Origin of the sequence: Actinoplanes lobatus (assembly GCF_014205215.1) — a bacterium.
Lineage (GTDB): Bacteria > Actinomycetota > Actinomycetes > Mycobacteriales > Micromonosporaceae > Actinoplanes > Actinoplanes lobatus.
Genome location: NZ_JACHNC010000001.1, coordinates 8,222,208 through 8,236,400, shown reverse-complemented (window position 1 = coordinate 8,236,400; position 14,193 = coordinate 8,222,208). Strand labels below are relative to the sequence as shown.

Sequence of the window (14,193 nt, the reverse complement as noted above, 5' to 3'; positions counted from 1 at the left end):
CGCGGTGGCCACCATCCCACGATGGATCAGGTGGCCGCCGCGGCGGGCGTCTCCCGGGCCACCGTCTCCCGGGTGATCAACAACGCGGTCTCGGTGGCGCCCGGCATCCGCGACGCGGTCCAGCGTGCGATCGCCTCGACGGGGTACGTTCCGAACGTCGCCGCCCGCAGCCTGGTCACCCGCCGTTCCAACTCGGTGGCCCTGGTGATCAGCGAACCGGACCGTCCCGACGACCACTCCTTCCTCAACCGGATCTTCACCGACCCGTACTTCGGTCGCGTCACCGCGGGCGCGACCGGCGCGCTGCGGCCGCACGACGTCCACCTCGTGGTCGTGCCGACCGACTCGGCCGACCATCATCAGGTGATCCGCTACCTGCGGCAGGGCCACGTCGACGGCGTGCTGCTGATCTGCTCCAGCGAACACGACCCGCTGCCCGGGCAGGTCCACGCGCTCGGCATCCCGGCGGTGCTGTCCTCCCAGCCGGCCGCGCCGCTGCCGGTCAGCCACGTCGACCTGGACCAGCGGCTCGGCGCCCGGCTCGCCGCCGAGCACCTGATCGCCCGCGGGTGCCGCCGGCTGGCCACGATCAGCGGCCCGCTCGACATCCCGGCCGGATCCGAGCGCCTGGAGGCATTCCGGGCCGCCGCCGGCGCCGGTGCCCCCGCGGTGATCAGCGACTTCACCCGGGCCGGTGGCGAGGCCGCCGCCCACCGCCTGCTCGACGACCATCCCGGCCTGGACGGCCTGTTCGTCGCCAGCGACCTGATGGCCGAGGGCGCGCTGCGCGCGGTGCAGGACCGCGGCCGCCGCGTGCCCGACGACGTGGCGGTCGTCGGCTTCGACGACAGCAGCCCGGCGCTGGAGTGCCGTCCGCAGCTCACCACGATCCGGCAGCCGGTCGAGGAGATGGCCGCCGAGATGGCCCAGCTGCTGGTCGCCCACATCGACGAACCGGGCCGCGCGGCCCGCTCGGTCATCTTCCAGCCCACCCTGGTGCTCCGGGCCTCCGCCTGACCCCGTCACGCCACCGTGCGGAAGAACGCCCGCAGGCCGGCGGCCAGCAGGCCGGGCAACTCCAGGGCGGGGAAGTGCCCGCCCCGGTGCCGGCGGCGCCGTACCGCTGACATCCGAGCCCGGCCATGATCTGCGCCCACGCCGCGGCGATGCGCTCGACGCCCCACCCGGCCGTCGCGGGTTTTCCGCTGAATCCGTAACCCGGCAGCGAGGGGATCACCACATCGAACTCGCCGGTCAGCAGCGGCGCCATTCCGGCCCATTCGAGCACCGATCCCGGCCATCCGTGCGTCAGGATCAGCGGGAACGCGCCGGCTCCCATCCGCCGGCCGGCGACTCCTCCGGCCAGCGGGCGCCGGTCGGCCGTCGCCGCAGATCGATGAGCGCCGACTCCGGAACCGGGACGCGGACCGGCTGGATATCGAAGTTCATCCCTGATCATCACCCGATCGGCGTAGGTTGGCAGCGAGAGAAGGGAGTCACGCCAGTGCGCGACACGCCACCGTTCCGCGCCGACCACGTCGGCAGTCTCCTGCGCCCGCCCCGCCTGCTCAAGGCCCGTGAACAGCACGCCCTCGGCGAGATCACCCCCGCCGAGCTGCGCGCCGTCGAGGACGACGCGATCCGCGAGGTCGTCCGCATGCAGCGCGACGTCGGCCTGCGCTCGGCCACCGACGGCGAATTCCGCCGCACGTCCTGGCACATGGACTTCATCTACCGGCTCGGTGGGATCCGGCCCACCGACGAGAAGATCCAGGTCCATTTCCGTAACGAGAACGGCGAACTCGACTTCGAATCGGCGGCCCTCGCCGTGGACGGGCCGATCCGCCTCGAGGACACCGTCTTCGGCGGCGACTTCGCCTTCCTCGCCTCGCAGACCGGCCCCGGGATCACCGCGAAACTGACCATCCCGTCGCCCAGCATGGTGCATTACCGGGGCGGCCGGGCGGCCATCGATCCGGCCGTCTACGCCGACGAGGAACAGTTCTGGACGGACCTGTCGGCCGCCTATGCCGAACAGGTGCGGCGGGTCGCCGCCCTCGGCTGCCGCTATCTGCAACTCGACGACACCAGCCTGGCCTATCTCAACGACCCGGCCCAGCGGCGGCTGCTCACCGAACGCGGTGACGACGCCGAACACCAGCATCTGCGCTACATCCGCCAGATCAACGCGGCGATCGCCGGCCGGCCCGCCGGGCTGAACGTCACCACCCACATGTGCCGCGGCAATTTCCGCTCCTCGTGGGCGGCCGAGGGCGGCTACGACTTCGTGGCCGAGGCGCTCTTCTCGGAACTGGCCGTCGACGGCTTCTTCCTCGAATACGACGACGAACGCTCCGGCGATTTCGCCCCGTTGCGATTCGTCCCACCGGGCAAGGTCGTCGTGCTCGGCCTGGTCACCACGAAACGCGGCGCGCTCGAATCCAAGGACGACCTGAAGCGCCGTATCGACGAGGCGGCCCGGCACATCCCACTCGACCAGCTGGCACTGTCACCGCAGTGCGGGTTCTCCTCCACGGTCGAGGGCAACGCGCTCACCTACGACGAGCAGGTCGCCAAACTCCGCCTGATCGCCGAGACCGCCGCGGAGGTCTGGGGCTGAGCGGCCGGCCGGTCGTTGATCCGACACGGGAATTGATCAACCTTGATCGCTTCGCCGCTCGTACCGTGATTGCCAGGCTCGGTGGCACCTCCGGGCCTGGGACGAGACCGCCACCCATTGGGGCAACGCCCTCCGTGACTACCGGCGTGGCGATGCCCAGGCGGTGGATGCCGATCTCGCCGCCGCCGACCAGGCCAACGCTCGCGGTAACGCGATAGCCAACCGCCTGGGCGCCTCCGACTGCGCCGATGCCGGAGGGCTGTGAACCGGCCCTTTCACCTCTGCCCGGCGGTCTCCTCGTCCGGGTGGATCCAGCGGTCCAGGGTGACGCGCAGCTTGTCGGCGTCGATCGGTTTGGCCAGGAAGTCGTCCATGCCCGCCTGGAGTGCTCGCTGCCGGTCCTCGGCGAGCACCCCGGCGGTCATCGCGATGATCGGGGTGTGCTGGTTGGGCTGTTCGCTGTGCCGCAGCCGCTCGGTGGCCTCGTAGCCGTCCAACCGTGGCATCTGGCAGTCCATCAGGATCGCCTGGTACTCGTGGCTGCTGGCCAGTTCGACCGCCTCGGCGCCGTTGACGGCGATGTCGGTCTCGTAGCCGAGAGCGCTGAGCGTGTCGACCGCGACCATCTGGTTGATCTCGTTGTCCTCGGCGAGCAGGATCCGGCCCCGGCCGCCGGCCGGCACGTCCGGTTGCGCCTCCACCGCAGCGGCGACCCGGTCGGTGGCGAAATGTGTGAGCAGGCAGTTGTAGAGGGCGGACGGGCCGACCGGTTTGGCGAGAACGTCGCCGTGCACCCGGTATTCGGCTGACGGGTCACGGCTGAGCAGCACACAGAACGGGCGCGGCCGGATCATCGGGTCGGCGGCGATGTCGTCGCCGAGCCGGGCCGCGTCCAGCTCCGGGGGTCGGTGGTCGAGGACCACCACGTCGTACGGCTCCCCGCGTTCCCCGGCCTTGCGCAGCCGGCCGAGCGCCTCACCGCTGGTGCCCGCGACGGTGACCTGCATCCCCCAGGCGTGCACGTGTTCGGTGAGGAAACGCCGGCTGATCGGGTTGGCGTCGACGATCAGCATCCGGTGCGCGGCCAGATCGCCCCGGGACGGTCCGCCGGCCCGGTCGTCATGCGGGCCGGCGAGGGTGACGGTGAACTGGAAACGGCTGCCGTGGCCGGGCTCGCTGTCCACCTGGAGGTGGCCGCCCATCAGCTCGACGAGCTGGTGGCTGATGGTCAGCCCCAGCCCGGTGCCGCCGAACTCGCGGCTCATCGTGCTGTCCGCCTGGGTGAACGGCTCGAACAGCCGGTCCAGTTGTTCCGGGTCGATGCCGATGCCGCTGTCGGCGATGCTGAACGTGAACCGGTGCCGGTCGACGCGGGGCGGGCCGAGCGGCTCCACCCGGACCACCACCTCGCCCTCGTGGGTGAACTTGACCGCGTTGCCGATCAGGTTCCACAGCACCTGGCGGAGCCGGCCCTCGTCGCCGCGCACGGTGCCCGGCAGGTCGGCCGGGTAGTAGGAGACGATGTCGAGATCCTTGTCCCGGGCGGACGCCGCGGCGGCGTGCACCACCTGCTCGATCAGGTCGCCGAGCGCGAAGTCCTGCTCCACCAGGGCGATCTTTCCGGCCTCGATCTTGGAGAAGTCCAGGATGTCGTTGATGATCGCCAGAAGTGCCTGGGCGGACCCGCGGATCGACTCGGCGTACCGTCGCTGGACCGGCTCCAGTGGGCTGTCCAGAAGGAGCCTGGTCAGGCCGATCACGCCGTTCATCGGCGTACGGATCTCGTGGCTGACCATGGCCACGAACTGCGACTTGACCCGAGCCGCGGCCAGCGCCTGGTCCCGGGCGGTGGCCAGATCCTGCTCGGTGCGGCGCCGTTCGGACACGTCGCGGATGGCCGCGGACACCAGGAACCCGTCGTCGGTCTCCAGCGGGGCGAGGCTGATCTCCACCGGGAACTCGGTGCCGTCCCGCCGCCGCCCGCTCAGCTCCCGGCCCAGGTCCACCTGGCGCGTGGCCGGCGCCTGGAGGTATTTCTGGAGGTCCTGGGCGTGCTCGGCGTGCAGTTGCTGCGGGACGAGGATCTCCACCGGCCGGCCGACCAGTTCCTGCCCGCGATAGCCGAACAGCCTTTCGGTCTGATCGTTGACCAGCCGGATCAGACCGTCGGCGCCGACGATCACCATGGCGTCCGGAGCACTCAGGACGAGCTGGCGGAATCGTTTCTCGGCCCGTTTGGTGCCGGTGATGTCGCGGGCGATGGACGCGGCCCCGACGACGTCGCCGTTGATGTCGCGGATCGGGGAGATGGTGATCGCCAGGTGCGCGAGCGCGCCGTCGCGGCGTACCCGGGTGGTGTCCTCGATGTGGACCGTCTCGCCCCGGACCAGCTGGGACCGGATCCATTCCGGTTCGTCGTGGCGGCCGGCCGGGTAGAGCATGTCCACGTTGCGGCCGATCATGTCGCCGGCCGGGTAGCCGTAGATGCGCTCGGCGGCCGGGTTCCAGCTGAGGATGGTGCCGTCCAGGGTGCGGCCGATGATCGCGTCCGCGGTGCTCTCGACGATGGCGGCGAGCCGGGCCTGCGCCTCTCCGGCGGCCCGCTGGTCGGTGATGTCCCGGGCCACCGCGTAGATGCTCGAGCCGTCCGCGGCCGGCGTGGCGTTCCAGCTCAGCCAGCGGTAACGGCCGTCGCGCCCGCGGTAACGGTTCTCGAACTCGATCGTCGGCGTGTGCCCGTCGGTCAGCAGGCGGACCTGGTCCATGGTGTGGTCGATGTCGTCCGGGTGCACGAACGCCAGGAACGGCCGCTCGCGTACCTCCGCGACGCTGTAGCCGAAGGTGCGGGTCCACGCCGGATTGACCCGGGTGAAGTAGCCGTTCGCGGACGCGATGCAGAGCATGTCCCCGGAGAGCGTGAAGAAGTGGTCGAGCTCCTCGGCCATCCGGCGGCGCTCCGCCTGTTCCCGGTCCCGGTCGGTCAGGTCGCGGCAGGTGATGATGAGCATGCTGAGCTGATGATCGGTGCGCAGCGGGCAGACGGTGGCGAGAATCGGCAGGTTCTCGCCGTCCCGGCGCTGGATGTCGGTGGAGAACTCCATCCGGCCCTCGGTGCCGAGGATGACCTGGAGATCCCGTTCGTGGTCCGGCCACCAGGGGTAGGGCGGCCGGATCCCGATCACCTCGTCGGCCGGGTAGCCGGTCATCTGTGACCAGCGCTCGTTGGCGCTGAGCACCCGGCCGTCCGGGGCGAGCGTCACCACTCCCTCGATCAGGGCGGTCAGCACGATGTCGTTGAAGTCGCGCTGGCCGCGCAGTTCGGCGATCACCGCCTGCCGGCGCCGGTCGGCCTCGTTGAGCATGTGGCCGGATCGCAGCAGCACCAGGTAGAGGGTGAGCAGCAGCAGGCTCACCATGATGTCGCCCCCGACGCTTTCGACGTCGATGCCGAAACGGGCCATGAGCGCCGGTGCCAACGCGATCAGGACCACCACGGCCGCGACCGCCGGAGCCAGGCGGCGCACCGCCCGGCTGCCGAGCCACCGGCCGCCGAAGACCTGCACCGCGAGCGCGCCGGGACGGCTGACCGTCACCCCGACGGCCAGCAGCAGCACGCAGGCCTGCGTGGCGGGCGGGGTCACCCATACGACGGCGTCCGAGTAGAGCGACGACAGGCCGAACAGCGCCGCCAGCTCCGCCACCCCCATCACCAGCCCGGCTGCCGCGGCCAGCAGCTGCGAGGCCAGGTATCCGCGGCGGGGACCGACGTCGAGCAGCACCAGGCTCATGCCGATCAGCAGGAACGCCACCAGCGAACGTACGGGCGGCGGCCTGGTGGGCATCGCCGAACCGGACAGCCATTCGACGAGGGTGGTCCCCCCGAACAGGGCCGTCACCAGCGCGGCGACCGCGATCGCCACCACCAGCACGGCCAGGACACGGCCGGTCCAGTGGCGCCATCCGGCGGCCTGGACCGGGCCGGAGAAGAGCAGCGCGGCACCGCCGGTGACGGCCAGAACGGCACTGGTCGGCGACATCGACCACCATTCGAGGGCGTCCGCCACATGGCCGGCCAGTGCGGCCGTGCCGATCACGGTGGCCGCCACCGCAGCGATCCGCCAGATCAGCACCCGGTGCCGCATGCCGGTCACCGCAGAAACCATCACAACTTCTAGCGTCACCAATAAAATGCCAATACAAGCCGCATCTAGGAAATTACCTCGCGGAGAAGATGTGGACCAGACCGCCGCCGTCGTGGCGTTGCCGGAACCCGGCGACCTGTTCGCCGGCAACGCCCTGTCCCGGCTCGGCCACGAGCTGCGCGGACCGCTGACCGGCATCATCGGCCTGACCGGCCTGATGACCCGCAAGGCCGCCACCGGCACGGCCGATCCGGCGCAACAGACCCGCCAGCTCGAGATGATCAACAGCAGCGCGGCGGAGCTGCTCGGCACCGTCGAGCGCATCATCGCCTTCGCCCACAGCGCCGCCCCGGCCGACGAGCGCCGTCTCGAACCCGTCGACTGCGCCGCCATCGCCGCCGACGCCGTCGCCGCGACCGGGGAGACCGCCGCGGCGAGAAACCGGCACATCATCGTACGGACGCCGGACGGCCCGGTCCGTGCGCTGGCCCATCCCGACGACGCCCGCCACGCGGTGACCGAACTGCTCGCCAACGCCGTCCGGTACGCCGACCACCCCGACATCCACGTCACCGTCCGCCCCGGCGACACGGCCACCGGCCCGGCCGTCGAGATCGCCGACCACGGCCCCGGGCTGACACCCGCCGATCAGCAGCGCGTCTTCCTGCCGTTCGAACGCGGCGCCGCCGCCCACGACCACGACGAGCACGGCACCGGGCTCGGCCTGTGCCTGGCCCAGCACCTCACCCGCCGCTGCGGCGCCACCCTGACCGTACGGACCTCGCCGGCCGGAACCATCTGCACCGTCGTCTTCCAGCCCGGCCCCGGGGTGGGGGAGCCCTGATGGCCACCGTCCTCGTCGTCGACGACCGCGCCACCAACCGCGAGGTCGCCCGCCTCACCCTCGACGACGGGGGCCACCACGTCATCGAGGCCACCGGCGGCCCGGAGGCGCTCGACCTGGCCCGGCGCCTGCACCCCGACGTGGTTCTCGCCGACGTGGTGATGCCCGGCATGGACGGCTACGAGTTCGTCCACCAGTTGCGCGCCGACGCGGGCACCGCCGACATCCCGGTGCTGCTCTACACCGCCAACTACCGGCCGGACGAGGCGTTGCCGCTGGCGGCCGCGTACGGGGTCACCCAGGTTCTCGCCAAGTCCGCCGACCCGGACGTCCTGCTCGCGGCGGTCGAGCAGGCACTGCACGCCGAACCGGTCATAGCCGCCGTCACCACCGGTGACGTGGGCGCCGAGCACCTGCGTACGGTGAACGCCAAGCTGTTGGAGAAGGTGCTCGCCCTCGACGCGAGCGAGGCCCGGTTCCATGCCCTCGCCGACGTCTCGCCGGTCGGCATCGTCTCCGGGCACACCGGGCTGCATGCGACCTACACCAACCCGCGCCTGGCCGACATCACCGGACTGGATCCCGAGCAACTGGCCGGGCACGGCTGGATGTGCTGCCTCGACCAGCGGCACCGCGAGGAACTGCTGAACGACGGCCTGCCGGTCGACCCGGTCAGCTTCTACGGCGAGCAGCATCTGCCCGGCGGCCGCCGCTGGCTGCACACCACCATCCGGCAGATCACCGACGAGAAGGGCGGCTTCGTCGCCACCGTCGACGACGTCACCGCCATGGTCGAGCACGAGATCGCCGAGCGCCGCCGGATCGCCGAGCGCTTCGAGAGCCTCGCCCGGCTGTCCGGCGCGGTCGCCCACGACTTCAACAACATGCTCAACATCATCCTGTCGTTCAGCGAGTTCACCGCCGAGGCGCTGCGCGACGCCGTGGGCACCACCCTGACCGCCGAGCAGGCCGGCGACATGCTCGACGACCTGGACCGGATCAGCCAGGCCGGCAAACGCGCCGCGCACCTCACCCACCAGCTGCTCTCCTTCGGCGGGCGGGAGGTCGTCCAGTCGACCGTGCTCGACCCGCACGCCATCCTCGCCGAGGTGACCGAGCTGCTCGAACCGGTGCTCGGCCGGCACGTCACGGTCAGCGTCGACCTGCACCCGGACCTGCGCAACATCGTCGCCGACGGTGGCCAGCTCACTCGGATCCTGATCAATCTCGCCAGCAACGCCCGCGACGCGATGCCCGACGGCGGTGCGCTCACCCTGACCGCCGACAACGACGGGGACAACGTGCACATCGCCGTCCACGACACCGGGCACGGCATGAGCCCCGAGGTGCTGGACCGCGCCGTCGAGCCGTTCTTCACCACCAAACCCAAAGGCCACGGTACGGGTCTCGGGCTGGCCACCGCGTACGGGATCCTCCGCCAGGCCCACGGCGAGCTGGTGCTGGAATCCTCGCCGGGCAACGGCACCACGGTGCACCTCTACCTGCCCGCCACCGACGAGCCCGCGGCCGGATCCACGCCGCCCGCGGCCGCGTCCGCCGGCACCGGGCAGACCGTCCTGATCGCCGACGACGAGGACGGCGTCCGCGAGGCGGCCCGGCGCATCCTGAACCGGGCGGGGTACACGGTTCTGGTCGCCGGCGACGGGCGAGCCGCGCTGCGCGTCGCCCGCGACCACCCCGGCGCCATCGACGCCCTGCTCACCGACGTGGTCATGCCGCACATGAACGGGCCGGAACTGGCCGCGGCGCTGACCGCGGAACGGCCCGGCATGCCGGTGCTCTACATGTCCGGGTACGCCGACCCGCTGATGACCGACCAGGGGCAGCTCGATCCGGACGTGACCGTGGTCGGCAAGCCGTTCACCGCCGACCGGCTGCTCGCCGCTCTGCACGCCACCCTCACCGCGGCCGCGCGACGGTAGGCGGCGCCGCGTCACTCCGCGTTGAGCTGCTCCTTCGCGTCGTCGTAGCCGGCCGGCGCGGGCGCCTCGGTGGGCGCGTAGATCACCCGGATCACGCCGGTCGGGTACGCCTCGGTGGCGATCACGCTCAGGTGGTACGCCGTGTCGCCCTCGTCGAACAGCCGGCGCCCCTTACGGGCGGCCACCGGGTGCACCAGCAGCCGCAGCTCGTCGACCAGACCCGCGGCCAGAAGCTGCTGCACCACCGAGATCGAGCCGGGGATGAGCACACCCTTCACACCGGCGTCGGCCTTGAGCGCCGTCACGGCCGACACCAGATCGCCGTCGATCAGCTCGCAGTTGCGCCAGGAGAACTCCAGCCGCTGCCGGGACGCCACCACCTTGCGGGTGTCACCGAGCTGCTTGGCGAACCCGGCGTCCTCCCCGCCGGCGGCCTCCCGATCCGGCCAGGCACCGGCGAAGCTGTCGAACGTCTCCCGGCCCAGCAGCAGCACGTCGGCCGTCTCGTAGTCCTCGGTGACGGCCCGGCCCATGTTCTCGTCGAAGTACGGGAAGTGCCAGTCCGGGTCGATCTCCGCCACACCATCGGCGGAGATGAACAGGGTGGAAATGACCTTGGCCATGGTGGCACCTCTCTCACGTCGTGTGTCCTTCGATGGGTGGACCGGCGCCGTGACCGGAACTCATCGGCGGTTCAGATCTTCTTCCTGATCCAGGCCACGCATGCCTTGTCGACGACGGTGAAGGACCGCCCGAACGCCGCACGCGACGCCACGTCGACCCCCTTCCCGTCCCGCAGGACCCGGTAGGCGAAGTCGAGCAGCTTGCGTTCACCGTACCGATCGGCGAGGCAGGCCGCGGCCATGTGGCTGTGCGCGTACAGGGTGTCGACGGTCAGATCGTCACTCTTCTCGGTCAGCGCGGGCAGGGCGATCGACTTCGGGGCGCCGCGCCTGGCGAAGGACCGGCGCAGCACCGAGGCGCTGCCGGTGTTCGGCGCCTTGGCCGGTGCGGACCCGATGTACTCGGCGATGCCCTCGACCAGCCAGTCCTCATCGTCATCGGCCCAGTCGACGGTCGGCAGCAGGGTGACGGCGTGCCCCATCTCGTGCTGGATCGTTTCGCGCAACTGGCGGTCGGAGTCCAGCACCTTGCCGGCGTTCAGGACGAGGTCGCTTCCGGTCTGGTTCAGGGACTTGTGGTAGCCGGCCACCCATTTCCTCTTCTCCCCGCCGTACCAGGTCTTCCAAGCCTTGTTGTCGGCGAGATAGACCCGGTAGCGCTTCGGCGGGGTGCCGGTGGCGGCCGCGAAACGGTCGGCGACCGCGGCGGCCTTCTCGGCGAGGCGCAGCACCCGCGGCAGCTGCTTCGCCAACGTGGCTGGCGCCGCGACGATGACCCGCGAACCCCGGAGGAACCGCAGATCAGCGCTTTGCCAGGGGGCCGGTTCCAGATGATTGAGCAGGGGCGACTTCTCGGCGGTGGTCGCGATGTAGGAGCCATCGCGGCGCGCCATCGACAGCGTGTAGAACATCTTCGGTGGGCCGAAGCCGGCGCCGGAGGCCCAGGACGGGCACTCGACAGCGCTCAGGCAGTAGCCGAGTTCCACACCGACGGACACCTGAGACTCGCCGTACTCCCGGAAGAGGAAGTCGATCCGGGCGTGACTGACCTCGAGTGTCCGCAGGTTGCGGTAAAGCATCCGGAACCGGCCGTGCAGAGCCGGGTCGAGCGGCGCCAGCCAGCCTCGCTCGTCCCCGGCGACCAGCGCCTTCGCCTGTGCGTCGAAGACCTCTTTGATGTCGGCCCGCGCCTCGGCCTCCGGATTGTAGTAGGAGGCGCTGGCGCTCGGCTGCGGCGTCGCGGTGGCGGGCCGCTCCCGTTCCGGCCAGAACACCGCGGCCCCGGCGACGACGGCCAGCACCGTGACCGCGAGGGCGGCCACCTTCTTCGAAACATGCAGATCCGTCATGATCGAGGATCTAAGCATCCACTCCCGCGGATTCGCCGACCGGCCCGGTCAGGTACAGCGCGTGCTCCGGGGAGTCACCATCTGCGAATTCTCGCCGGTCAACCTTTGTCAGCCGCCGTCCGATCCTGGGCCCGGTAGCGGTCACGGACGGCAGACTTGGCGGATGTACCGATCGGTAGGACAGTCGACGGCCCGCTGGCAGGCGGGCCGTCGAGTTGCTCGGTACCGGAAACGACCGTGCGAGGACCATCACCAGGGGAGCAACATGAGTACGTTATCCAATCGGCCGGGCCGTCGACAGGAGAGTCCCGATCATCGGGCCGGGGTCATCAAGACCTCGCTCACCGTCGCCGGGGCATCCGCCGTAGGGCTGACCGGAATCATCGGCGCGGCGGCCTACGGGGCGATCCCCGCCGGTCTCGCGTACTCCGCGGTCGCCGCCTTCGCGCTGATCATGCTGTGTGCGCTGGGCGTGGTGACCGTCTACATCCGCCGCGGCTAGAGATCGTTCGTGGTCGAGGTCCGCGTTTCGCTTCCAGCTTCCTTCTTTCTTGTACGCGTGTCCTCGTCCCGCGTACCGGAAAGGGCCGGCGAAACGCGGACCTCGGCCACAAGTTCCCTATCCCGCCGGGAAACGGTCGCCGTGCGGGCCGTACAGGTGGAGGATCTCGGCGGGTGAGTCGCCCGCCGGGCCGAACCAGTGCGGCTCGCCGGCGTCGAAATCGGCGTTGTCGCCGGGTTTCAGCAAACGCTCGTGGTCGCCGAGCAACAGCCGGACCGTGCCCGCGAGCACGTAGAAGAAGGCGTGCCCGGGGTGCGTCACCAGTGTCGGCGTGGCGGTCGTGGGGCTCAGGATCTGTTTGAACACCTGGATCCGGCCAGGGTAGGTGGTCAGCGGGATCACCACGCTGTCGATGCCGGTGCGGGTCTCCCGGTGGTGTGGGGTGAGGTGGGCGCGCGGGTCGCCGGTCTGCGGGGCGCCGATCATGTGCTCCAGCGACATCCGGTAGACGCGGGCCAGCGGCAGCAGCAGGTCCAGCGTGGGGCGGCGTTTGCCGGACTCCAGCCGGGACAGGGTGCTCACCGAGATGCCGGTGGCGCCGGCCAAATCGTCGAGGGTCAGGCCGCGATCCTGGCGCACCCGGTTCAGGCGGGGGCCGATGTCGTTCAGCAGTCGTTCCAGTTCCGCGTCCACCCGAGCATTTTGCGGCCTTCGCAAGACCGCTGGGCCGGGGAGGGGCGCCGGCGTGACGATCGGCGCCATGAGAGAGCAACGATGGCTGGTGTTGGCGATCTGTGCCACCAGCATCTTCCTGGTCGGGTTGGACACCACGGCCGTCAACGTGGCGCTGCCCGCCATCGGTGACGACCTGCGGCTCGCGACCGCCGACCTGGAGTGGGCGGTGGACGCGTACACCCTGGTTCTGGCCAGCTTGATGATCACTTCGGGTGCGCTGGCCGACCGGATCGGCCGTCGCCGGGTCTTCCGGATCGGGCTGGTGCTGTTCGGCGCCGGGTCGGTGGCGTGCGCCCTGGCCCCGTCGATCGGCGTGCTGGTGGCGGCCCGCGCGCTGCAGGGTGTCGGCGGGTCGATGCTGAGCCCGGTGGCGCTGGCCATCGTGGTCAGCGTGATCACCGATCCGCGGGAGCGGGCCCGGGCGATCGGGGTGTGGGCGGCGGTGTTCGGCCTGAGCATGGCGGCCGGGCCGGTGCTCGGCGGGGCGCTGATCACCGGGCTCGGCTGGCGGATCGTGTTCTGGGCCAACCTGCCGATCATCGCGGTGGTCCTGGTGCTGACCGCGCTCTTCGTTCCGGAGTCGCGTGCGGCGAGGGCCCGCCGGCTGGACCTGCCTGGCCAGATCCTGCTGGTGGTGCTCCTGGGTGCAGGAGTCGCGGTGCTGATCGAGGGCCCGCGCCTGGGCTGGACGTCACCGGCGCTGCTGGCCGGATTCGCGGTCATCGCGGCGGCCCTGGCGGCGTTCGTGCGAACCGAGTCCCGGCGTGCCGAGCCGCTCATCGACCTGGATCTGTTCCGGCGGCCGCCGTTCGCCGCGGCGGTCGGGGGAGCGGTGGCCGTTTTCGTGGCGCTCAACGTGACACTGCTGCTCGGCACCCTCTACCTGCAACAGGTACGGGGTCTGCGCCCGATCGAGGCGGGCCTGGTCACCTTGCCGATGGCCGTCGCCGCGACGGTGTGCGCGCCGCTGTCCGGCCGTCTGGTCGGCCGGATCGGGCCGCGACTGCCGTTGCGGGTGGCCGGGGTGTGCACCGTGATCGGCGGGGCGATGCTGGCCGGGCTCGGCGACCGTACCGGTATGGCTGTTCTGCTGGTCGCCTACCTGTTCGCCGGGATCGGGGTGGGGTTCGCGAACGCGCCGATCACCAACACCGCGGTCAGCGGCCTGCCGCCGGAGCGTTCCGGCCTGGCCGGCGGCATCGCCTCGACGGCCCGGCAGGTCGGTGCCGCGCTCGGCGTGGCGATCGCCGGGGGCATGGTCGCGGGATTGGCGCCGGAGCGGCTGGCCGGGGCGACGCGACCCGGATGGGCGCTGGTCGCCGCGTGTGGGCTGGCGATCCTGGCGGTGGCCCAGGCGTCGCCGTCCGGTGTGGCCAGAACCGACGCGGCGCAACCCGGCCCGGTCGCGGCGCCGGCGCGGTGAGCGAGGCGTGGC

At 71.0% G+C, this 14,193-nt stretch carries 11 protein-coding genes and 1 pseudogene; 6 read left to right on the top strand and 6 right to left on the bottom strand.

Annotation, left to right across the window (positions count from 1 at the left end):
- The first annotated feature begins 21 nt into the window (after positions 1 to 21).
- Positions 22 to 1,017 carry a LacI family DNA-binding transcriptional regulator gene (locus BJ964_RS37760; protein ID WP_188125132.1) on the top strand — a complete coding sequence of 332 codons (996 nt, stop codon included), beginning with the start codon at positions 22 to 24 and terminating at the stop codon, positions 1,015 to 1,017.
- A gap of 166 nt (positions 1,018 to 1,183) precedes the next feature.
- On the opposite strand, the pseudogene BJ964_RS48645 reads toward BJ964_RS37760, so the two are convergent.
- A pseudogene (locus BJ964_RS48645) lies at positions 1,184 to 1,270 on the bottom strand (hypothetical protein); the annotation flags it as partial.
- A gap of 44 nt (positions 1,271 to 1,314) precedes the next feature.
- Entirely contained in the window at positions 1,315 to 1,449 is a 135-nt protein-coding gene (locus BJ964_RS48640; protein ID WP_262480355.1) for a hypothetical protein, read from the bottom strand.
- 55 nt (positions 1,450 to 1,504) lie between these two features.
- Between BJ964_RS48640 and BJ964_RS37750 the strand changes: the two genes are divergently transcribed.
- Complete coding sequence (locus tag BJ964_RS37750; RefSeq protein WP_229806673.1) at positions 1,505 to 2,620, top strand: 5-methyltetrahydropteroyltriglutamate--homocysteine S-methyltransferase; 1,116 nt, start codon at positions 1,505 to 1,507, stop codon at positions 2,618 to 2,620.
- A gap of 275 nt (positions 2,621 to 2,895) precedes the next feature.
- On the opposite strand, the gene BJ964_RS37745 is transcribed toward BJ964_RS37750, so the two are convergent.
- Positions 2,896 to 6,783 carry a PAS domain-containing hybrid sensor histidine kinase/response regulator gene (locus tag BJ964_RS37745; protein WP_188125129.1) on the bottom strand — a complete coding sequence of 1,296 codons (3,888 nt, stop codon included), beginning with the start codon at positions 6,781 to 6,783 and terminating at the stop codon, positions 2,896 to 2,898.
- A 70-nt stretch (positions 6,784 to 6,853) separates the two neighbouring features.
- Between BJ964_RS37745 and BJ964_RS37740 the strand changes: the two genes are divergently transcribed.
- Together BJ964_RS37740 and BJ964_RS37735 are read left to right on the top strand one after the other, a co-directional pair.
- On the top strand, positions 6,854 to 7,606 hold the full coding sequence (locus BJ964_RS37740) for a sensor histidine kinase (protein WP_188125128.1): 753 nt from the start codon (positions 6,854 to 6,856) through the stop codon (positions 7,604 to 7,606).
- Positions 7,606 to 9,549: a hybrid sensor histidine kinase/response regulator gene (locus tag BJ964_RS37735; RefSeq protein ID WP_188125127.1), complete on the top strand. Its 1,944-nt coding sequence runs from the start codon at positions 7,606 to 7,608 to the stop codon at positions 9,547 to 9,549. Before BJ964_RS37740 ends, BJ964_RS37735 begins: the two co-directional genes overlap by 1 nt.
- Before the next feature lie 11 nt (positions 9,550 to 9,560).
- On the opposite strand, the gene BJ964_RS37730 is transcribed toward BJ964_RS37735, so the two are convergent.
- Complete coding sequence (locus BJ964_RS37730; RefSeq protein ID WP_188125126.1) at positions 9,561 to 10,172, bottom strand: dihydrofolate reductase family protein; 612 nt, start codon at positions 10,170 to 10,172, stop codon at positions 9,561 to 9,563.
- Positions 10,173 to 10,243: 71 nt separating this feature from the next.
- Entirely contained in the window at positions 10,244 to 11,521 is a 1,278-nt protein-coding gene (locus tag BJ964_RS37725) for a hypothetical protein (protein ID WP_188125125.1), read from the bottom strand.
- 265 nt (positions 11,522 to 11,786) lie between these two features.
- Here BJ964_RS37725 and BJ964_RS37720 point away from each other — a divergent pair, with 265 nt between their 5' ends.
- On the top strand, positions 11,787 to 12,023 hold the full coding sequence (locus BJ964_RS37720; RefSeq protein ID WP_188125124.1) for a hypothetical protein: 237 nt from the start codon (positions 11,787 to 11,789) through the stop codon (positions 12,021 to 12,023).
- Between the two features lie 117 nt (positions 12,024 to 12,140).
- Here BJ964_RS37720 and BJ964_RS37715 read toward each other — a convergent pair whose 3' ends face one another.
- Positions 12,141 to 12,716, bottom strand: a complete 576-nt coding sequence (locus BJ964_RS37715) for a helix-turn-helix domain-containing protein (protein ID WP_188125123.1) — start codon at positions 12,714 to 12,716, stop codon at positions 12,141 to 12,143.
- Positions 12,717 to 12,783: 67 nt separating this feature from the next.
- Here BJ964_RS37715 and BJ964_RS37710 point away from each other — a divergent pair, with 67 nt between their 5' ends.
- The gene (locus BJ964_RS37710; RefSeq protein ID WP_188125122.1) at positions 12,784 to 14,181 is read left to right on the top strand and encodes an MFS transporter; all 1,398 of its coding nucleotides are present in this window, start codon (positions 12,784 to 12,786) and stop codon (positions 14,179 to 14,181) included.
- The last annotated feature ends 12 nt before the right edge of the window (positions 14,182 to 14,193 follow it).